This is a genomic window from Enterococcus sp. C102(2024) (assembly GCF_040888205.1).
GTDB lineage: Bacteria > Bacillota > Bacilli > Lactobacillales > Enterococcaceae > Enterococcus > Enterococcus faecalis.
Genome location: NZ_JBFOHH010000002.1, coordinates 264,675 through 286,217, shown reverse-complemented (window position 1 = coordinate 286,217; position 21,543 = coordinate 264,675). Strand labels below are relative to the sequence as shown.

General features: G+C 36.9%; 19 protein-coding genes, 1 tRNA gene and 1 riboswitch. Of the genes, 13 read left to right on the top strand and 7 right to left on the bottom strand.

Going from position 1 to position 21,543, the window contains the following annotated elements; translation table 11 throughout:
- The first annotated feature begins 96 nt into the window (after positions 1–96).
- Complete coding sequence (locus AB3I34_RS05985; protein ID WP_002355647.1) at positions 97–297, top strand: cold-shock protein; 201 nt, start codon at positions 97–99, stop codon at positions 295–297.
- Between the two features lie 656 nt (positions 298–953).
- Here AB3I34_RS05985 and AB3I34_RS05980 read toward each other — a convergent pair.
- Positions 954–1,025, bottom strand: a tRNA-Arg gene (locus AB3I34_RS05980).
- Positions 1,026–1,083: 58 nt separating this feature from the next.
- On the opposite strand from AB3I34_RS05980, the gene rpoN reads away from it, so the two are divergent.
- The 7 genes from rpoN (at position 1,084) to AB3I34_RS05945 (ending at position 9,820) form a co-directional block, all read left to right on the top strand.
- Complete coding sequence (gene rpoN, locus AB3I34_RS05975) at positions 1,084–2,415, top strand: RNA polymerase factor sigma-54 (protein WP_010712033.1); 1,332 nt, start codon at positions 1,084–1,086, stop codon at positions 2,413–2,415.
- 200 nt (positions 2,416–2,615) lie between these two features.
- Positions 2,616–4,493: an acyltransferase family protein gene (locus AB3I34_RS05970; RefSeq protein ID WP_002376002.1), complete on the top strand. Its 1,878-nt coding sequence runs from the start codon at positions 2,616–2,618 to the stop codon at positions 4,491–4,493.
- Between the two features lie 125 nt (positions 4,494–4,618).
- Positions 4,619–5,314 carry an ABC transporter ATP-binding protein gene (locus AB3I34_RS05965; protein ID WP_010712034.1) on the top strand — a complete coding sequence of 232 codons (696 nt, stop codon included), beginning with the start codon at positions 4,619–4,621 and terminating at the stop codon, positions 5,312–5,314.
- The gene (locus AB3I34_RS05960) at positions 5,307–5,999 is read left to right on the top strand and encodes a hypothetical protein (protein WP_010712035.1); all 693 of its coding nucleotides are present in this window, start codon (positions 5,307–5,309) and stop codon (positions 5,997–5,999) included. The genes AB3I34_RS05965 and AB3I34_RS05960 overlap by 8 nt, the downstream gene beginning before the upstream one ends.
- A 75-nt stretch (positions 6,000–6,074) precedes the next feature.
- Positions 6,075–6,170: riboswitch (SMK box riboswitch) on the top strand.
- On the top strand, positions 6,168–7,352 hold the full coding sequence (gene metK / locus AB3I34_RS05955) for a methionine adenosyltransferase (RefSeq protein ID WP_010712036.1): 1,185 nt from the start codon (positions 6,168–6,170) through the stop codon (positions 7,350–7,352). Its footprint overlaps the riboswitch before it by 3 nt.
- A gap of 171 nt (positions 7,353–7,523) precedes the next feature.
- A complete protein-coding gene (locus tag AB3I34_RS05950) occupies positions 7,524–8,990 on the top strand; it encodes an MDR family MFS transporter (RefSeq protein WP_002364774.1) in 1,467 nt (488 codons plus the stop codon).
- A gap of 38 nt (positions 8,991–9,028) precedes the next feature.
- The gene (locus AB3I34_RS05945; protein ID WP_010712037.1) at positions 9,029–9,820 is read left to right on the top strand and encodes an alpha/beta hydrolase family protein; all 792 of its coding nucleotides are present in this window, start codon (positions 9,029–9,031) and stop codon (positions 9,818–9,820) included.
- Positions 9,821–9,900: 80 nt separating this feature from the next.
- Here the strand turns inward: AB3I34_RS05945 and AB3I34_RS05940 are convergent, their stop codons facing one another.
- Positions 9,901–10,563, bottom strand: coding sequence for a TetR/AcrR family transcriptional regulator (locus AB3I34_RS05940; RefSeq protein ID WP_010712038.1), 663 nt, complete (start codon positions 10,561–10,563; stop codon positions 9,901–9,903).
- A 253-nt stretch (positions 10,564–10,816) separates the two neighbouring features.
- On the opposite strand from AB3I34_RS05940, the gene erfC reads away from it, so the two are divergent.
- The 5 genes from erfC (at position 10,817) to AB3I34_RS05915 (ending at position 17,158) form a co-directional block, all read left to right on the top strand.
- The gene (gene erfC / locus AB3I34_RS05935) at positions 10,817–12,532 is read left to right on the top strand and encodes a multidrug ABC transporter ATP-binding protein/permease ErfC (protein ID WP_002355662.1); all 1,716 of its coding nucleotides are present in this window, start codon (positions 10,817–10,819) and stop codon (positions 12,530–12,532) included.
- Positions 12,532–14,301, top strand: coding sequence for a multidrug ABC transporter ATP-binding protein/permease ErfD (erfD, locus tag AB3I34_RS05930; protein ID WP_010712040.1), 1,770 nt, complete (start codon positions 12,532–12,534; stop codon positions 14,299–14,301). Before erfC ends, erfD begins: the two co-directional genes overlap by 1 nt.
- A gap of 360 nt (positions 14,302–14,661) precedes the next feature.
- Positions 14,662–15,267: a TetR/AcrR family transcriptional regulator gene (locus AB3I34_RS05925; protein ID WP_002355664.1), complete on the top strand. Its 606-nt coding sequence runs from the start codon at positions 14,662–14,664 to the stop codon at positions 15,265–15,267.
- Between the two features lie 138 nt (positions 15,268–15,405).
- Positions 15,406–16,485 (top strand): ABC transporter permease, encoded by a 1,080-nt coding sequence (locus tag AB3I34_RS05920; protein ID WP_010712041.1) that lies wholly within the window; start codon positions 15,406–15,408, stop codon positions 16,483–16,485.
- Positions 16,486–16,489: 4 nt separating this feature from the next.
- Positions 16,490–17,158, top strand: a complete 669-nt coding sequence (locus AB3I34_RS05915) for an ABC transporter ATP-binding protein (protein WP_010712042.1) — start codon at positions 16,490–16,492, stop codon at positions 17,156–17,158.
- A 57-nt stretch (positions 17,159–17,215) separates the two neighbouring features.
- Here AB3I34_RS05915 and AB3I34_RS05910 read toward each other — a convergent pair whose 3' ends face one another.
- The 5 genes from AB3I34_RS05910 to AB3I34_RS05890 form a co-directional block, all read right to left on the bottom strand.
- Positions 17,216–17,779, bottom strand: coding sequence for a class I SAM-dependent methyltransferase (locus AB3I34_RS05910; protein WP_002368069.1), 564 nt, complete (start codon positions 17,777–17,779; stop codon positions 17,216–17,218).
- Positions 17,779–18,747 (bottom strand): TIGR01212 family radical SAM protein, encoded by a 969-nt coding sequence (locus tag AB3I34_RS05905; protein ID WP_002355668.1) that lies wholly within the window; start codon positions 18,745–18,747, stop codon positions 17,779–17,781. The genes AB3I34_RS05910 and AB3I34_RS05905 overlap by 1 nt, the downstream gene beginning before the upstream one ends.
- A gap of 15 nt (positions 18,748–18,762) precedes the next feature.
- Positions 18,763–19,413: a phosphatase PAP2 family protein gene (locus tag AB3I34_RS05900; protein WP_002355669.1), complete on the bottom strand. Its 651-nt coding sequence runs from the start codon at positions 19,411–19,413 to the stop codon at positions 18,763–18,765.
- A 168-nt stretch (positions 19,414–19,581) separates the two neighbouring features.
- Positions 19,582–20,607: a DUF4097 domain-containing protein gene (locus tag AB3I34_RS05895; RefSeq protein ID WP_262231408.1), complete on the bottom strand. Its 1,026-nt coding sequence runs from the start codon at positions 20,605–20,607 to the stop codon at positions 19,582–19,584.
- Complete coding sequence (locus AB3I34_RS05890; protein ID WP_002361297.1) at positions 20,607–21,293, bottom strand: DUF1700 domain-containing protein; 687 nt, start codon at positions 21,291–21,293, stop codon at positions 20,607–20,609. Before AB3I34_RS05890 ends, AB3I34_RS05895 begins: the two co-directional genes overlap by 1 nt.
- Between the last annotated feature and the right edge of the window lie 250 nt (positions 21,294–21,543).

The following is a 21,543-nucleotide window of genomic DNA, read 5'->3' as shown; positions in this document are numbered from 1 at the left end:
ATTTGAGTTATATATTTAAAAACTATACTTCTCCTTTTGCCACTCAACATTTTTTGCAATAACTTGCATATTTTTATGCACTAGGAGGAAATATATATGAACAACGGTACAGTAAAATGGTTTAACGCAGACAAAGGTTTTGGATTTATTACAGGTGAAGATGGCAATGATGTATTTGCACATTTTTCAGCTATTCAATCAGATGGATTTAAAACTTTAGACGAAGGCCAAGCAGTAACTTTTGATACTGAAGAAGGTCCACGCGGCTTACAAGCAACGAACATCGTAAAAGCTTAATAATGAATGAAAACGGACCACGTGTTGGTCCGTTTTTTTGATAGCTGTTGTCTGATCTCGTCATTAATTACATAGCAAGACAAAGCAGATGCCATTTAAAGGAGGAGAATTTGAAGATGACCTTAACTGAGCTGTTACTTGTAAGTGGATTATTTTGGCTAGTAATCATAATTGGTGTGATTGCGGGTAGCATATTTCTAATTAAGTATTTTAGAGGTCGGAGCTGAACGGTTCTGTTCCCGCCAATTATCAGGTTTTAAGCCTGGGACAAAAATCCAAAGTGATTTTTGCCCCAGGTTCTTTATTTAATTAGGATATCAAGTTTTAGGTAAAATAATTAACAAATTAAAAGCAATTTACTATATAATCAGAAAGGGATCTTTAAGAGAGAAGCAGGTGTTTGCTTGTCGTAATACTTTGTTTAGCAGATAGAAAAAGAAAACGTTATGCGTTACAATAGGAACGGAGGAATTTTAACCTTATTGGATTTGTAGCTGAAGTAGAACAAATGTTGTCGCGTTAAGTGCGATTGAGCTTGCCACAAGCAACATTTAAAAAAACTACGGATAGAAAAATCATTCCTAAACAAGAAAAAAACACTCTTTAGATGAATAAAGAGTGTCCAGAAACGTTGATAAATCAACATATTTAAATAACGCGCCCTGAGGGAATCGAACCCCCGTCTCAAGAACCGGAATCTTACGTGATATCCACTACACTAAGGGCGCGGCACGAATACTAGTTTAGCTGATATTGACAAAAATTACAAGAGGGAGGACGAAAATAATGAAATTTGAGCAACGAATGTCCCAACAACAAAAACAAGTCCAGAAGTTGGCCATGACTCAACAGCTTCAACAATCTATTCAAATTTTACAATTTAATACGGAAGAACTCGCTGCCTTTGTTGAAGCGAAAGCACTAGAGAATCCATTAATTGATTTACAAGTAGACACGCAGTACACCACAGATTTTCCGATAACTAGTCGTTCTTATACCAACCAAGACGAAGAAAATAATTATATGAATCAAATTCCAGACTATCATTTATCATTATTTGAGTCTTTAATTGATCAAATTCATTTGAATTACCGAGATACATACTTGCGAACATTGGTATTGTTTTTAGTAGAATATATAGACGTGAATGGTTATTTAACGATTTCGTTAGAAGAAGCGGCAGAGAAAACCGAAGCAAGCGCCATTCAAATGCTAGATGCATTAACTTTGTTACAACAGCTAGATCCAGCAGGTGTGGGGGCACGCAATTTACAAGAATGTTTGATGCTACAAACAGAACGAGACGATACCGCGCCTAATTTAGCGTATATTTTATTGGAGGAAGAGTTTGATGCCTTAGTGAGTCGTAAATGGGGCCCGTTAGCTAAAAAATTTGGGATTGAATTAGCAGAAATTCAATTGATTTTTGATTATATACAAACGTTATCGCCAGCGCCAGGGAATATTTTTGATGTGACCGAGGAATTGTATATTCGACCAGATTTAACTGTCCGAATCAAGGAAGATCGAATAGTGGTGATTTCCAACAAAGCTGGTCGACCGACATTAAATTTTCAAGAAAATTATTTCAAACGAATGCAAGAGACTGACGACAAAGAAGTCCAAGAATATATTAAGGATAAGAAAAACGAATTTGAATGGCTAGAGCGCGCAGTGAATCAGCGGGGGGATACAATTTTACGTGTAGGGCAAGAAATTGTGCGCCGTCAAGAAGCCTTCTTTTTAGAAGTAGATCGGCCATTAAAACCAATGGCTTTAAAAGAAATTGCGGATGCTTTGTCTATTCATGAATCGACAGTTAGTCGTGCGGTTAATGGAAAATATCTAGAAACCACGTTTGGTGTCTTTGAATTGCGCTCATTCTTCTCCACAAGTATTCTTTCATCAGAAGAAGATGGCGAGGATGTCTCAACAACGATGGTTAAAAAGCAACTACAAAAATTAATTGATCAAGAAGTAAAAAGTAAACCGTTATCTGATCAAAAATTAGTCGAGCGATTAAAAGATTCAGGCATGGAAATATCCCGGCGAACGGTGGCAAAATATCGTGAAGCCCTAGGGATTCCATCTTCATCTAAACGAAAACGATATGAGTAAACAACCAAAGCTTATGAGTGATTTTCATAAGCTTTGGTTGTTTTTTTGTGATTTAAAAAATGTTGGTTTTTTGAATTGTAAAAAAACCCTAAAGGAGGCAAAGTTTGCTTGCCATTTCCTAGGAAAAAACGTATATTAAAGTTACTTGCTTCTTTAAATAAAGGAAAAGAATAATTTTATAGAAAAGTTGGAAAGCACAAATGAATCAGACAGCAAATAGCAAGAAAAAACGCTATATTACAGGTTTTGATGGCATTCGGACGATCGCTGTAATTGGCGTGATTTTGTATCACCTTTTTCCCCAAGTCATGCGAGGTGGCTACTTAGGTGTTCCGATTTTCTTTGTTGTTTCAGGTTATCTTATTAACGACTTGTTGCGGCAAGAATGGGCAGAAAATCAGACCATTGATTTAAAAGGATTTTATGTGCGAAGGATGAAACGGCTGTATCCAGCATTAATTGTGATGCTTTTAAGTGCAGTTAGTTATATTACACTCTTTCAGCAGGATTTATTAAACAATATTCGCAGCGTTGTCGCTAGTAGTGTTTTTTATTACAACAACTGGTGGCAAATTTTTAAAGGGTTTTCTTATTTTGATGGATTTGCGACACAATCGCCATTTGTACATATTTGGTCATTGGCAGTTGAAGCGCAAAATTATTTAATTTGGCCATTACTTTTTATTCTTCTGGAACGCTTTGTTCGTAAGCGCGGTCGAATTTTCAGTTTAGTTTTAATCGGCGCCTTAATTTCGGTGACGCTGATGGCCGTTTTATATGTTCCTGGCGCAGATCCTACACGTGTCTATTATGGAACAGACACACGTGTTTTTTCTATTTTACTAGGTAGTGCATTGGCGTATGTTTGGCCAAGCACACGTTTGAAAGAAGAAATTCCAGAAGCCTCTAAAAAAATCTTAAATGGCGCTGGTTTAAGTGCCTTAATTCTTTTAGTATTAGCCTTTTTAACATTATCAGATCATACAAATTTTGTTTATTATGGCGGTATGTTTTTAATTAGTTTGGCAGCCACTGTCTTAGTGGCCGTCACTGCACATCCAGGGGCAGATATGAATCGTTGGTTAACGAATCCAGTCTTTACGTGGATAGGTAAACGGAGTTATGGCATTTACTTGTATCAATTCCCCATCATGATTTTTTATGAGGCCAAAATTAAGACCTTATCGGACCATGTTTTTCTACATTCATTGGTTGAAATAGCATTAATTTTAGTAGTGAGCGAATTGTCTTATCGTTTTATCGAACATCCACTGACACGATTGTCTTATAAGGATGTCTGGACTCAATTCACTGAGTTCTTACGGAAACCGTGGGACCTTCGTGAAAAAGGGACAATGGCCTTTATGACAGTGATTAGCGTGATTGCAGTATTCGGTTTAATTGTGGCCCCAGCAAACGCTAAAAGTGCGCAACAAGAGCAACTAGAAAAAAATATTGCGAAAAATCAGCAAAAAATTGAAGAACGTAAAAAAGAAGTCCAAGAAAGTGGCACGAAAAATAGTAGCACGTCCACAGAAAGTAGTACAAAACCGAGTGAAAGCCAAGACGTTCTACCCACACAACTCACCCCAGAGCAAGTAAAAAAAGCGCAGAATTTAGAAATCACAACTATTGGTGATTCCGTTATTCTAGATGGTGCTAGTGGGTTACAAGATATTTTCCCTAAAATGATTATCGATGGGGAAGTGGGCCGTCAATTGTATAGTAGCATTTCACTAATTGGTGAACTAGACAAAAAGAAAATGCTTAAAGATACTATTTTAGTGAGTTTAGGTACGAATGGTCCTTTTACAGAGGCACAATTTGATGAATTTATGAAAGCGTTAGGTAATCGAAAAGTTTATTGGATTAATGTTCGCGTCCCAACTAGAAGATGGCAAAATCAAGTGAATAGTTTACTTAGTCAAATGGACAAAAAATACGATAACTTAACGGTCATTGACTGGTTTAATTATAGTAACGCCCATGATGATTGGTTTTATGATGACCGAGTTCATCCAAATGTGGCAGGTGGCGAGCAATATACACACTTTATCGCGGAGAAAATTTTACAGTAGCAAGAAACTTCCAGCTCAGATGAAAGGGGCTGGAAGTTTTTTGTTATAGATAAAGAAATCGTTTACAAAATATAGTGTTTACGTTACGATAAATAAATAATCATCGTTTTTATAGGAGGTAGGTAATGAGAGAAATTCGGAGTGAGAACAGTGGAATTTATGCTGAAGATATTAGTTTTTTCTACAAAAAAAATTATTTTGTTTTGGAAGATATTAATTGGAAAATCGAAAACGGACAATGTTGGGGGATTCTTGGTCACAACGGTGCGGGAAAAACGACACTAAGTTATTTAGTTTTAGGTTTGCTGAAGCCGAGCAAAGGTGTAGTACATAATTATATAAAAAAAGTAGAATATCTTCCGGAAATGGGTGGTTTCTATGAACGACTGACAGTCAGAGAAAATATACTTTTTAAATTGGAGCTGTCGGGGGAAAAACAAAAGTCAAAAAAATTGAAACAAGTGTTAAAAGAATTTGGATTAATAGACTATCAGTTTAAACGTGTAGATAAATTGTCACAGGGATTAAAAAAAAGAGTTGCTTTAGCAATGCTTTTTTTAAGAGAGAGTGAAGCTTATTATTTTGACGAACCTACGAATGCTTTAGATCCAGAAATGAAAAAGAAGTTACGACAATTAATTATTCATTTAAAAGAAGCAGGAAAAATCATTTTAATTAATAGTCATGATTTAGCTTTCGTTGAAGAAATATGTACTAATTTTTTAATATTAAATAATGGAAAAGTCTGCTTCAATGAGCCAAATATAGGAGTCAATTTAGAAGAAATCTATTTGGAAAAAGTAGGTGGACACCATGAATAAAGAATTTTTTTATGAAATCCAAGTAGTGATTAAACGTGAGTTTCTGGAATTAAAAAGTCATCTTTGGAAATATTTCGGTTTAATGCTTTATTTGATTTTTTTTACAGTTTTCATTAGTAAAAGCGGCGGTTCAGAAGGAATTGTTTTGCCAAATGAAGCTAACTTATTTTCCAGCTTTACTTTGGCCGGTAGTTTTGCTGCTATGTTTATCATGAGTACAATGCTTCAAGAAAAAAAGCAAATGACCTTACCTCTATTACTTCTGTCTTCTGTCAGTATAACTAGGGTAGTTGTTGGGAAAATAGTGGTTGCTGTAATGATTAGTGTACCTTTTCAAGTGTTTCAACTACTTATTAGTTTTGTTATTTTAAATAACCAACAGAGTCCATATCTTTATCTCTTGGCACCACAGAACGTAGTTACTTTACCTTTTATTACTTACCTATTAGGAAGTTTAGTTCTATTGCTTTCGGTAATTATCAAAGATAAAAAGGTGGCAGAGTATCTTTCTGTTTTTTGTTCGCTGACTTTAGGTGGCATTCTCGCAAGTGCCTATATTTTATTCAATGTACAGTTTTCTTTAGTAAAGATTTTACTTTATTTTCTGTTTTTAATAAGTTGTAGTATTTTGCTAACTATGGCAACAAGTAAGATAGTTAAAAATTCGCTATTCTTTATTGAATAGTGTGATAGAAATTTATAATAGGTTAATGATTTTCTTGAAAACCTAAGCTTTTTTTTTAGATATCTGGTATACTGTTTTTGTTACAAGTTCCCGAAAGGATTTAGCAAGTAATTGTCGTTACTTACTAAAGATGCCTTGTAACCGAAACTATTTAGGGGGAATAACATTATGACAGAAAGACATTTATTTACATCAGAATCCGTTTCAGAAGGACATCCAGATAAGGTAGCTGACCAAGTCAGTGATGCAATTTTAGATGCGATTTTGGAGAAAGATCCGATGGCCCGCGTGGCATGTGAAACATCCGTAACAACTGGTTTAGTCCTAGTATTTGGAGAAATTTCTACAACAGCTTATGTAGATATCCAAAAAATTGTTCGTCAAACTGTGAAAGATATTGGTTATACACGAGCAAAATATGGATTTGATGGAGAGACTGTCGCAGTTCTTGTAGCAATCGATGAGCAATCACCTGATATCGCTCAAGGGGTTGACGCAGCCTTAGAAGTGCGTGATCAAGATGAAAAAGACGATATTGGCGCTGGTGACCAAGGCTTAATGTTTGGTTTTGCCGTTGACGAAACACCAGAATTAATGCCATTACCGATCGCGTTAAGTCATCGTTTGGTTCGCCGTTTAGCAGAATTGCGGAAGGAAAAAGTCTTACCTTACTTACGTCCTGATGCAAAATCTCAAGTAACAGTGGAATATGATGAGCAAGGTCAACCACAACGTGTGGATACGATTGTCATCAGTACACAACATGATGATGAAACAACCTTAGAACAAATCGAAAAAGACATTAAAGAACAAGTAATCAATGAGGTGATTCCTCATGAACTTTTAGATGATGAAACAAAATACTTTATCAACCCAACTGGTCGCTTTGTAATCGGTGGCCCTCAAGGAGATGCCGGCTTAACTGGTCGTAAAATTATCGTTGATACTTATGGCGGTTATGCTCGTCATGGCGGCGGTGCTTTTTCTGGAAAAGATGCAACCAAAGTTGACCGCTCTGCTAGTTATGCTGCGCGTTATATCGCGAAAAACATTGTTGCTGCTGGTTTGGCGAAAAAAGTAGAAGTCCAATTAGCTTATGCAATTGGTGTGGCGCAACCAGTGTCTATTTCTATTAATACGTTTGGTACGAGTGATCTTCCAGAAAGTAAATTAATCGAAGCAGTTCGTAAAAACTTTGATTTACGTCCAGCAGGTATTATTGAAATGCTAGATTTACGTCGCCCAATTTATAAACAAACTGCGGCTTATGGTCATTTTGGTCGAACAGACATTGATTTACCTTGGGAACAAACAGATAAAGTTGAAGCGTTAAAAGCTAGTTTAGCTGAATAATTAAATAAAAAAAACAAGAAGGCAGCCAAGTACTGACTGCCTTCTTGTTTTTTTTTTGCAATAATTTTTTTATGAAAAAGCATTTTTTTAAGACATTTTGTTCTTTTTTGTATAGAATAGCTATGGAGCAATTTAGAAAATTGACAATTGAATAGAAAAGGATGTGAACAAATGGCAAAAGAAACAAATGTGAAGTTAGTCACGGTGAGTGTTTTTGTGGCAACATTTATGACAGCCATTGAAGGGACCATTGTGTCTACTGCGATGCCAACGATTGTCGGCTCGTTACATGGCATGGAAATTATGAACTGGGTATTTTCAATTTATTTATTAACGAATGCGATGTTAACACCGATTTATGGGAAACTTGCGGATAAAATTGGTCGTAAACCTGTCTTCATGATTGGCATTATTATTTTTATTTTGGGCTCCTCGTTGTGTGGCTTTGCCCAAGATATGTTGACCTTAATTATTGCCCGCGCAATTCAAGGTGTGGGGGCAGGCGCAATTTTACCAGTTGCATTAACGATTATTGCCGATATGTATTCATTGGACAAGCGAGCGAAAATTTTAGGCTTAAACAGCGCCGCCTGGGGAATTGCCAGTATTTTTGGTCCGTTAGCAGGTGGTTTTATTGTAGATACAGTCGGTTGGCATTGGATTTTCTTCATTAATGTTCCTATTGGACTTGTTTTATTGGGCTTGATTAGTATTTTCTTAGTTGAACCAAAGCGGGAACGGACCAAGATGCCAATGGATATTTTGGGCAGCGTTACTTTGATGGCAGTGCTGCTAACGTTATTGCTAGGTTTTCAAATGATTAGCGATAATGGTTTTACATTAGTAACATTTGGTTGTTTGAGTTTGAGTGTGCTCTTTTTTGTAGCGTTTGTGATGATAGAAAAACGCGCGCAAGACCCAGTGATTGATTTGCATTTATTTAATCAACCAACGTTTGTTTTAGTAAATCTTATTGCGGCGCTTATTAGCGGTTTCTTAATGGGGATTGATGTCTACATTCCGATGTGGATGCAAGGTGTCTTAGGAAAAAGTGCAGGAATTGGTGGCTTAGTTTTAGCACCTATGTCGTTACTTTGGATGGCTGGATCATTTATAGCAAGTAGCTTTATGGAAAAATATGCTATGAAAAAAGTTTTAACGATTGGGTTATCGATTCTATTAGTCGGGGCCATCTTTTTAGTGGTAATGCCAATGGCCGTTCCGTTTTGGCTTTTCTTTGTAGTGTCTTCTGTCTTAGGAGTTGGTTTTGGGATTACTATCACAACGACTACGGTGACAGCACAAAGTACAGTGGAGCCTGAAAAAATGGGGGTTGCAACATCGTTTAATACGTTGGTGCGTACAATTGGGCAGACTGTGATGGTGTCAATTTTTGGTGTGATTTTAAATGCAGGAATGTTTGCGAAATTGGAAGCGAGCGCGTTAAACGTCGATGCAGATGTCATGAATCAATTAGTGAATCCACATACTGCAAATTTAATTCCAGCTGCGTTGTTAAAACCATTACGCGGTATCCTCTATGCAGGTCTGCATAATGTTTACTTAGTCGGTGCGGGCTTAGTTGTTGTCGCTCTTTTGTTAAATATTTTTGCAAAAGCGCAACGAGCGAAGGTTTAGTGGTACACTAATAGAAAGAGTATTGGAGGGAAAAGTAGATGGCCTTTTTACAAGCAAATATTTATTCAAATGTATTGGAAATGGAAGTGAATGTGAACGTAATTTTACCACAAGAAACGGTAAAAAAAGTGGGCACAAGTACCCAAGCAGCATTGACAGATATTCCCGTGTTGTATTTATTACATGGGATGGGAGGAAATCACAGCGTCTGGGCTCGCAGAACCTCTATTGAGCGGTATGTCGCTGATTTGGGGATTGCTGTCATTATGCCGTCCACGGATTTAGCTTGGTATACGGACACGCAATACGATATGAACTATTGGACGTTTATCTCAGAAGAATTACCGAAAATTTGTCATCAACTCTTTCCACAGTTAAGTACAAAACGAGAAAAAACCTTTGCTGCTGGTTTGTCAATGGGTGGTTATGGCGCCTTGAAATTAGGATTAGCGAAACCAGAATCTTTTGCAGCCGTTGCTTCTTTGTCTGGGGCAGTCAGTTTATCATCCACTAGTTTTGGGGAATTATTAAAAGTCCGTAATCGAAGCTATTGGGAAGGTATTTTTGGCCCGTTAGATCAAATTGAAGGTTCCATTCACGATCCGCTGTATTTATTACAACAATTAGTAGAAAGCCAAACAGAAATGCCTCAATTTTACCTTTGTTGTGGGGAGCAAGATATGTTACTTTCTGCTAATCAACAGATGGCTCAAGCATTGGAACAGGCACAGGCAAGTTACACTTTTGAAACTGGACCAGGAGAACATGACTGGGTGTTCTGGGATGAATGGATTCAAAAAGCCTTGGCTTGGCTACCAATACCAAAATAGAGAAAGTAATTTTCAAGATTTATTTTAAAAGTTAACCCTTGGTCCGTCAGTCGAAATGACTGACGGACCAAGGGCTTTTTTTATTTAGATGAAGATGTATTGTCTGCTTGCAACCCATCTAAGTAGGTTTTAACGGCTTGAATAAAGGCGGATTTTTGGTGGATGGAGTGTCGAAATTGAATGCTTTCCTCCATGTACGTTAACTCATTGTCGGAGACATATTGTTTCATGTGCAGCACTTGTTCTTTTAAATAGTCATCTCCGTTCAATACTTGCGAAACGAGCTGTTTTTCCTCCGTTGCGTCCATAATCATCCCAAATAAAAGATGTTGTAAAGACGTTACTGCTAAATGAGTCATTTCTGGTGAAAAACCTGCTTCTCTTAAAATGCCCATCATTTGATTCAAATGACGTAATCGTTGGGGATAGGCAGGGACGGTTTGGATTTCGATAGCTACGGCACAGGGAAATTGTTGATAGAGATCATAATAGTTTTCCATGAAGGCCAGTAAGTCAGAATACCATTCACCACATAATGCAGGTTCTTGAAAGTGCTCTTCAATCGCTTCAGCCATACTTTGAAGTAAGGCTTGCTTATTTTTAAAATACCAATAAATTGCGGGCGCCTGTACACCAAGCTGTTTGGCGACTTTACGCATAGAAAGTTGTTCTAAAGTGGGACTTTTTTTTAACAAAGAAAATGCGGCTGCAATAATCGTGTCTTTTGATAATTTCGGTTCCATGATTTTAGCTCCTATTAAACGTTATCTTCGTAAGTTTATCAAAAAGAAGGTACACTTTATGATAGGAAAAACTTGTGAAAAATTAACTTGTTCGCTTGTATTTTACCACTAAAAATGGTAAATTATGAATCGGCCTTATTTTACAGTGTTAAATTGGTGAAGTCAATGAGCAAATTGATTTTTTTGTAATGGGGAAGAATTCGCAGACCAACACTGAAGAAGCAGGGAACTATTTTAAGAAAGTAGGGATAAGATGGACCTTATTATTCAACACGCCAAAAAATACAAAGGCTCGGTAGTTATTGCCTTGTTGGCGGTGATCGTAATGGTTGTCTCAGCACTTTGGCAACCAAAATTGTTACAACAAGTGTTGGAAGCAATTATGAATGACGATAGCGACAAAATGAAAAACTTAGGGATTCAATTAATTGCCATTGCAGGATTAGGGCTCGTTGCAGGGGTTATTAATACAATTTTTTCTGCCAAAGTTGCCCAAGGTGTCAGTGCTGACATTCGTGAAGCAACTTTCCGCAAAATCCAAACCTTTTCATTTGGCAATATCGAAAAATTTTCAGCAGGTAACTTAGTTGTTCGTTTAACAAATGACGTTACTCAAATTCAAAATGTCATTATGATTGCGTTGCAGACACTTTTTAGAATTCCTTTTTTATTTATCGGGAGTTTTATTTTAGCGATGCTAACCTTGCCACAACTATGGTGGGTGATTGTTGCACTTGTCATCGCAGTTATTTTGATTTCTATGCTGTCCTTTTCGCAAATGGGCAAGCATTTCATGATTATTCAAAACTTGATTGATAAGATTAATGGTATCGCAAAAGAAAATTTGTTAGGCATTCGTGTCGTCAAATCATTTGTTCAAGAAAAAAATCAATTGTCACGTTTTACAAAAGTGAGTGAAGAATTAACCACCCATAACTTAATCGTAGGTAGCTTATTTGCTGTGATGATTCCAGCGTTTATGTTGGTGGCGAACTTAGCTGTTGTAGGCTCGATTTTCTTTGTGAGTAACTTAGTCAAGGATGATCCAACTTTAATCGGTGGTGTCGCTTCCTTTATGAACTATTTAATGCAAATCATGATGGCGATTATTATCGGCGGAATGATGATGATGATGACTTCTCGTGCCGCTGTTTCCATTAAGCGGATTAAAGAAGTGATGGAAACAGAACCAGATGTTACCTACAAAAAAGTCCCAGAACAAGAGTTAATTGGTAGTGTTGAGTTTGATCACGTATCTTTCCGTTATCCTGGGGATGAAGAAGATACCTTGAAAGACATCTCTTTCTCTATTCAGCCAGGTGAAATGATTGGGATTGTGGGCGCAACTGGCGCTGGTAAATCTACATTGGCACAATTAATTCCACGTTTATTTGATCCGACAGAAGGAAAGATTGAAGTTGGTGGTGTCGATTTACGAGAAGTGAACGAACACAGTTTACGAAAAACAGTTTCCTTTGTGTTGCAAAAAGCAATCCTGTTTTCTGGAACGATTGCGCAAAATCTACGCCATGGTAAACGTGACGCTTCTGAAGCGGACATGGAACGGGCTTCAGGCATCGCCCAAGCCAAAGAATTTATTGAAAAATTGGCAGAAGGTTATGATGCACCCGTCGAAGAACGGAGTAATAACTTTTCTGGTGGACAAAAACAACGGTTATCAATTACAAGAGGTGTGATTGGTGAGCCTAAAATTTTGATTTTAGATGATAGCACCAGCGCGTTGGATGCTCGTTCGGAGCGGTTAGTCCGAGAAGCGTTGGATAAAGAGTTAAAAGAGACTACCACGATTGTTATTGCCCAAAAAATTTCTTCTGTTGTCCATGCAGATCGTATTTTAGTATTGGATAATGGACGTTTAGTCGGGGAAGGCACGCATGAAGAATTAGCAGCTACGAACCCCGTGTATCAAGAAATTTACGAAACTCAAAAAGGAAAGGAGGAAGCTTAATGACTGATTTAATGAAAGCTAGTAAATTTTTCTATCATTATTTAAAACGTTACAAAGTTTCTTTCCTCTTTATTTTCTTAGCAATTTTCGCAGCGACTTATTTACAAGTCAAAGCGCCGCAATTCGTTGGGGAAGCTATTCAGGAATTAGCGAAATATGCGGTTAATGTGATGCAAGGAAAAGACGATAAAAGTGCGTTCGTTTCTGTCATTTGGAAACTACTCATTTTTTATGTCTTAACTAGTGCCGCTAGTTTCATTTATAGCATTCTCTTTACACAAGTCGTGGGGAAATCGACAAACCGCATGCGGATTGGTTTGTTTAACAAACTAGAAAAATTGACGATTCGTTTCTTTGATTCTCATCAAGATGGTGAAATTTTAAGTCGTTTTACTAGTGATTTAGACAACATCCAAAACAGCTTAAACCAAGCGTTGCTACAAGTATTAACCAATATTGCCTTATTGGTTGGTGTCTTAATCATGATGTTCCGTCAAAATGTAGAACTGGCATGGGCTACAATTGCTTCTACGCCAATTGCGATTTTAATTGCGGTCTTTGTGATTAGCAAGGCGCGCAAATATGTCGATTTACAGCAAGATGAAGTGGGTAAATTAAATGGCTATATGGATGAAAAAATTAGTGGGCAACGTGTGATTATCACTAATGGCTTACAAGAAGAAACCATTGACGGCTTTTTAGAGCAAAATGAAAAAGTTCGTGCAGCTACGTATAAAGGTCAAGTGTATTCAGGATTACTTTTCCCAATGATGCAAGGAATGTCATTAGTCAATACGGCAATTGTTATTTTCTTTGGTGGTTGGTTAGCAATCAATGGTTCTGTTGATCGTGCCGCTGCGCTAGGTTTAGTCGTTATGTTTGTCCAATATTCCCAACAATATTATCAACCATTAATGCAAATTTCTTCAGGTTATAGCATGATTCAATTAGCTGTTACAGGCGCTCGTCGTTTAAATGAGATGTTTGATGAACCAGATGAAATTCGTCCCGAAAATGGCGAAAAATTAGAAGAGATTAACAAAGCTGTGGCTTTAAATCATGTTGTTTTTGGCTATAATCCAGAAACGCCTGTGTTGAAAGATGTTTCTATTCATGTGGATAAAGGTGAAATGGTCGCTTTAGTCGGACCGACAGGCTCAGGAAAAACAACGATTATGAATTTAATGAATCGCTTTTATGATGTGAATGAAGGCGCCGTGACGTTTGATGGTGTGGACATTCGTGAAATGGATTTAGATAGCTTGCGTTCACATGTAGGCATTGTTTTGCAAGAGTCCGTTCTATTTTCAGGAACAATTCGTGAGAATATTGCTTTTGGTAAGCCAGAGGCCACGGATGAAGAAATTGTTCAAGCAGCGAAACAAGCGAATATCCATGAATTTATTGTAAATCTTGAGCAAGGCTACGATACTGAGATTACGGAAGAGAATAACCTTTTCAGTACGGGGCAAAAGCAATTAGTAAGTATTGCACGAACGATTATTACCAATCCAGAATTATTAATTTTGGATGAAGCAACAAGTAATGTTGATACAGTAACAGAAGCCAAAATCCAAAAAGCGATGGACGAAGCAATTAAAGGGCGCACCAGTTTTGTGATTGCCCATCGTTTGAAAACGATTCTAAATGCGGATCGGATTATTGTTTTACGAGACGGTGAAGTCATTGAAGAAGGCAACCACCATGAACTAGTTGAACAAGATGGATTCTATGCGGAACTTTATAAAAATCAATTTGTTTTTGAATAAGTCGAAAAAGAAGCAAAATGAGTCATTCTCATTTGCTTCTTTTTTTGCTATGCTAAATAGAAAAAGGAGAAATATCAATGGAAAAATGAGGAATGTACGGCAATTACGGCGCACGTTTTTGGTGCTAAATACTTTATTTGTACTGAGTGTATTCAGAGAGAATCGATGGATAAAATCGGCGCTGCTTTTTTGGTTGTTGGCTAATAGTTTTTTATCTGGACTGCAGTGGTGGTATTATTGCGCGATTCTTCTCCAAATAGTAGGCACATTGATTGTATATTTTTCGTTTTTTGTATAAAGGTCTCTCGTTTCTTGTCGGAGAATATGCTAAAATAAAAAGCAGCAGGGGGCGAGAAAACCATGGAAAAGCCAAATAAACGCAAAGCTGATTTAGAACGTACACGGCAAATTATTTTGTCTGTCGCTTCTGAATTATTCATGACAAAGGGGTTCAAAAATACCTCCACTCGTGAAATTGCTTTAAAAGCGAACATTACCCAACCGAATCTCTATCACCATTTTAAAAATAAAAAAGAACTGTATTTAGCTGTGATTGAAGAATTAACGTCCCGTGTTCAGGAAGAATTAGTCCCAATTGTTTCTGGAAATGCATCAGTAGAAGAAAAACTTTATCAATTAATCAAAGTTTTGTTAGATGAACATCCGACCAATCTTTTCTTAATGTTGAACGATATGTTTCAAGAAATGGGCCCTGATTACAATCGTACGCTGTATCAAATTTTCAAAAAAACCTATATCAATAATATTGCGGCTATTTTTGAAAGTGAACCTGAAACCAATTGCTTACAAGAGGGCATCAGTGTAGATGATGCAACTCGATTTATTTTATATAACGTTAGTGCATTATTAAGTATTGAAAAAACGTACCAGCGAAAAACAGTGGATGACGATGTCAAAAAATTTATTCAATTTATGCTACATGGCGTTTTGAAAAGTCACAAATAAAAAATAGAGAAGCCCTGTTGAAAAACAGACTTCTCTATTTTTTTGTAAAATTCACTTATCAATCGATAAATAATTATTGATTTATCGATTGATAAGTGATATAGTTTATTTCGAAAAGAAGAAAGAGGTGAACCATTCATGTTTTTAGGATTTAATGAAATGAAGTATTCAAAAGGACGGTACGTCCTTGTAGTCTTAGTAATGGTCTTGATTGCTTGGTTAATTTTTATTTTGTCAGGTTTAGCGAACGGTTTAGCTCAAGGAAATCGTTTAGCCGTAGATCAATGGCAAGCGAATCAAGTGGTTTTATCAAAAGAGGCCAATAGTAATTTAAATGTATCAGTGTTAGATGAAAACGTGAAAGAAACGATTTCAGGAGGCAAAATTGCACTGATTGGTCAACAATCTTTAGCCATCCGCCCAGCAGATGACAAAAAGGCTGAATTAACGAATGTTAGCTTATTTGGGATTGAAAAAGAAAGTTTTTTAATGCCAAAAGTGATTGAAGGAAACGTATTTACTGATAAAAATCAAGTGATTGCTTCAGAAACATTGAAAAATCAAGGATTTAAAATTGGCGACAAATTAACTGCAGGGAAATATGATGAGCAATTAGAAATTGTCGGCTTTATTTCTAAAAGTAGCTATAACATTGTGCCAGTTATTTACACTTCTCTGGATACTTGGCGGTCAATTAAATATGGTGACAATCCAGCAATGGCCAAAATGGTTAATGGTTTCATTGTTCGCAGCAAGGACAACGCGGAAGTTAAAACGACTAATAAAGACAGCCAAGTTCTTTCAATTTCAGATTTTATTGAAAAACTGCCAGGATACAGCGCTCAAAACTTGACCTTGGATGGCATGATTTATTTCTTGATTGTGATTGCAGCGTTCATTATCGGTATTTTTATCTTTGTGATGACTTTACAGAAAACAGCAATGTTCGGTGTCTTAAAAGTTCAAGGGGTGCCGACTAGTTTCTTAGCAAAGGCAGTCATGCTACAAACCGCTTTATTGGCTGTTCTAGGAGTGGCGATTGGTCTTGCTTTAACGGGAATTACCGTGCTCTTTTTACCAGAAGCGATGCCTTATGCAACTAATGGACCACGCATGATTTTGTTTAGTGTATTATTGATTTTATCTGCATTAATTGGCGGGGCGTTTTCAATTCGAACGATTGCTAAAATTGATCCGTTAATCGCGATTGGAGGTTAAAGACATGTCAAATGTTTTAGAAATGAAAAATATTTATAAAAAATATGGTGAAAAACATACAGAAGTGATCGCGTTAAAAGAATTATCTTTTGCGGTTCAGCCAGGTGAATTTGTCGCAGTAATTGGTCCTTCTGGTTCTGGTAAAAGTACCTTTTTAACGATTGCAGCTGGTTTACAGGCACCGACAAGTGGTGAAGTCATTGTTGGCGGGCAATCACTAAATAAGTTAACGAAAAAGCAACGTTTGGCGCAACGTTTTCAAAAAATCGGCTTTATTTTGCAAAGCTCTAATTTGGTGCCATTTTTAACAGTGGAAGATCAATTTCACTTAATTGAAAAAGTTGATAAGTCACGTAAAAATAGTGAATTAAAAGAGCAATTGTTAGAGACGTTGGGTTTAAAAGAATTACGAAATAGTTATCCTCGTGATCTCTCTGGTGGGGAAAGACAACGGGTAGCCATTGCGTGTGCATTGTATCATGAGCCAGACGTAATTTTGGCAGATGAACCAACGGCTAGTTTAGATACAGAAAAGGCATTTGATGTTGTCCAATTACTAGCGAAAGAGGCCAAAGAGAAAGATAAAGGGATTATCATGGTGACACATGATGAGCGTTTGTTGAAATACTGTGATCGAGTGGTTCGTATTCGTGATGGTGAATTGACAGAGTAACAAAACAAATAAAAGAGAACATGATCGGATTGCTGGAGACAATCCGACCATGTTCTCTTATTTCTTTTCAATACAGAAAAGAACAGGTGGCTGATTTTTTTGATTGATAAACTCATAACGTAAGACACTGTAAACATCTTGCGGTAAGGCTTGCGTGTAATTCGTGACCAAATCAAGTTCCTCTGAACCACCTTCGTGGCCATAATAAACGACTAAAATAATGCGACTTCCTTTTACCAAATGAGGCAGTAACCCATCTAACGCCTGTTTAGTCGTAGTGGGTTTTGTAATAATTTCCTTATTACTTTTAGGTAAATAGCCTAAGTTAAAAATAGCGGCAGTGATTTCTGTTTCTTCATCTAGGACAGCATGAAGATGTTCATGTCCTAATGGAAATAACGTAGTTTGTGGGAGTAAATTAAGTTCTGTTAACTTTTGTTCTGTATTGATCAACGCTTCTTTTTGGATATCAAAGGCGAAAACTTCACCAGAAGGGCCAACCAGCTCTGCTAAGAATGCTGTATCATGACCATTTCCCATTGTTGCATCAATGACGAAGTCGCCAGGTTCCACCACTTCTTTTAAAAGTTGGTGACTAAAATGTAGGGCTGTTTGTAGCATTAATTGAAAACTTCCTTTCCTGAAATGACAGTATATTTTCCTTGATAACTGTTGCGGCGTTTCATTTCCGCATCAATCGCATTGAGGACTTCCCATTTTTTCAAGCTCCACATCGGTCCGATAATTGTTTCAAAGGGAGCATCGCCTGTCAAGCGATGAATAACAATTTCGGGTGGAATCATTTCTAACTGATCACAAATCACTGAAACATAGGCTTCTTTGCTCATCAATTGTAAGCGACCTTCATTATAATCCCGCATCATTTTGGTATTTGTCATTAAATGAAGTAAGTGCAGTTTAATCCCTTGGATATCTGAATCCTGAATAGTTCGCCGCACATTTTCGCGCATCATGGCAGGTGTTTCCCCAGGTAGCCCGTTAATTAAATGTGTACAGACCCGAATCCCGTGTTTCCGTAATTTAGCCACACCATCTAGATATGTTTGATAATCATGAGCGCGATTAATGGCAGCGCTAGTTTCCTCAAACGTGGTTTGCAAACCCAACTCTACCCATAAATAAAAGCGTTCGTTTAATTCAGCTAAATAGTTCACCACCTCATCAGGCAAACAATCAGGACGGGTACCAATGGATAAACCAACGACGCCTTTTTCATTGACTACTTGTTCAAACCGATGACGAATAACGTCAACGGGCGCATGTGTATTGGTGAAATTTTGGAAGTAAACAATGTATTGATCGACAGTTGGCCATTTTTGATGCATCAATTGGATTTCTTTTTGAAATTGAAGCGGCAGGGGATCGCTAGGTGCAACAATCATGTCGCCTGAGCCAGAAACACTACAGAACGTACAACCACCTTTGGCAACCGTCCCATCACGATTGGGGCAATCAAAGCCACCATCAATTGGCACTTTAAAAATCTTTTCACCAAACTGTTGACGAAGTGCATAGTTCCAAGTGTGATAGCGTTTATTTGGATCATCTGAATAAGGAAAAATTTGCATAATCAAGACTTCTTTCTAGCGTTGTTTGCTTTGAAATCGCCAAACAAAGCGTTTTTCTAAATAAATAGGGTAACTTAATAACAACCAAGCTAAACCAAGACAAAAACCACCTAAGATATCGCTAGGGAAATGGACACCTAAATAGATTCGACTAACCCCAATCATGAAAATCCCAATACCTAGTAAAATTTGCACACAAAGGCGGACCGTTTTATTTTTAATGAAAATTGGCAGAATCAATAAAATAGTGCCGTAGAACAAGGTGCTTCCTACAGCATGTCCGCTAGGAAAACTATACGTATGTTCAGTTACTAAATGCTCCAAAGTAGGACGTTGGCGCATAAAGAATAATTTTAATAAAGAATTACCTACGCCAGCAATTAAAGCAGTATTAATAAAGAGCCATAATGCTTCAGCATAATATTTCCAAACAATAAATAGAGCAATGACAACGATCGCTAAGATGATAATCGTCAATGAATTGGCAAATTTGGTGTACCAAATAAAAAAGTTATTTAGCTGTGGAAAAGGACGACGAACAAAGGAAGTAATCGTCTGATCAAAGCCTTTGAGCCAGGTTGGATAAAAACGAACAACATAGCCTAAAAACATAAATACTAAAAGAAAACAACTACCTGCAAATTGATAATAAAGTTTGTTTTTCATAAAAAATCCTTTCAAAATTTAATCGCAACAATCCGTATTATACCATCAAAAGAGTAAAAAATTAAAAGATAATTTCATTGCCTGATTTGGAGGGGATACAGATATTAAAAAAGTTCTGGCACCACAATCTCTCATTGTGGTGCCAGAACTTTTTTAAATGGTGCATGGTTATTGATTATCATCATCAGGAGTATCAACGGTAATATCGCCGAATTCGCTAGAAAGGTTAAACTCTGTATCCGCACGACCATTCTTATAAGATGTTCGCTCTTTGTTTAAAAGTTGAACATCGCCTAATTTTGATTCACCTTTGATTGAAATGTTACGCAAAATTTCTCCAGAATTTACATAAATATCTCCATGGACAAGAGCGACAGTTAAATTTTTAGGCACAGCAGGCATGTCTAAAGAAAAATCACCATTTTCACTTGAAAAGTTAGCTTCTCCTTTGAAATCATAGACGCTAATATCGCCATCTGTCGTTGTTGCTTGGATGTTTCCACGAGCATTTTGCACTCGAATATCACCAGAAGTAGTCGTATTTTTGATTTCATCGAAATAGGCTGAATCCAACGTTATATCGCCGTCAGTGGTTTCAACTGTTGCTGTTTTAGCGGAAGTATCCGCTGAAAGGTAGATACCATCTGAAGAGTTAAGCGTCATTTTTTTGGCTTTAACGCCCGATAGACTAACATAAGAATTTGGTAGATTAGTTGTTAATTCGTCTACGTTAAAAGCATTCAATGAAACTTGTGAATGGGTTGAGCCATCAATCACTAACTTTTTCACGTTATTAGGAATCTGGACACTCACGTTCGGTGTGAGGTCATTAAAAATGCCAATATTAAAAAATGACAACTCGGGTTGGTTTTGTGTACGAGTGGTATTGATGGTTGCTGTTATTTTATTTTTTTCTTCTTTGACATCTAAGGTGCCTTCAGCTTTTGAATAAAAGGCATTATTCGGTGATCGTAATCCCATGTTGTTACTATCAGTTTTATAAATGGTATAAGGGCCTTTGCCTTTTAAGGATAAGTGAAGTTCTTCGCCTGCTTGTTTATTTTTTAGTGTATAACTTTCTTTTAGCGGCGTGACTGATTTTTCCGCTTGCTTGTAATAATAGACGGCGCCAGATCCACCAATTAGCATCGCTAAGACAGCAATGGATAAGAGAATCCCTGTTGTTTTTTTCATTAGATATCACCTCGTAAAACAGCAATGTTCCATTGGAAATAACGCTTAAAGACATGTGCTGAAAATTTTAAAATTGGTAGAAACAGTAACCAACCAATGATTGATGCACCAAATAAAAAGAGACTCATAGATAATTGGAAAAAGGAAGCGGCATTTGCTTGGGTAATAACACTATAAATACCATAAATTGGTGAAAATAAAGTTGCAGCTCCGGCAATGCCACAACCGACGTACATTAAGGCAATCCCTAAAATAACCCAAAACATGAAGAAAAAATTTAAACAGAAAATACCAAGCACTTGGAAAAATCGGGTTAGCGGCCGATGCTGTGGTCGTTGATAGTATGGAGAATCATTATCATAGTAAAATTCAGATTCTTCTTCATAGGGATGATCATAAGCAGGTGTAGCCGCTGGAATTTCTTGCCAGCCATTATTTTCAATTTTTCGTTCCGTTAATTCAATGCCTTGTTCTTTTAAAATTTCTTCTGCGATAACCCGTGGTTTCCCCAATGATTTTGCCACTTGTTCTTCTGTTTCGCCTTCCGCAACACGAGCATCAAATAACGCCTTGTATTTCGCAAGAATAATAGCTTGATCTTTTGGATTTAACGCTTTTAAATAAATTTTCAGCTCAATAATAAAATGTTCTTTATTCATTCCGCTCCCTCTTTCTACACGATTCATTTCTCATCTTAAACTATAATTTCTTTTTGGGCGAATAACAAGAGGAATTAAAAAAATCAGACTAAGGTAAAGAAGCATCTACAACTAAAGTCGCAGTTTTTTTCCGAGTAGTAACAAGAGAGTAAATCCATGTTAAAAAACATTACTTCTTTACAATCTAGTTACAGTAATATGAAATTTTGTTGAAGTGTTTTTAATTCGCCAGAAAAAAAGGTATACTTGTTATAATAACAAAACTAAAAAATTACAT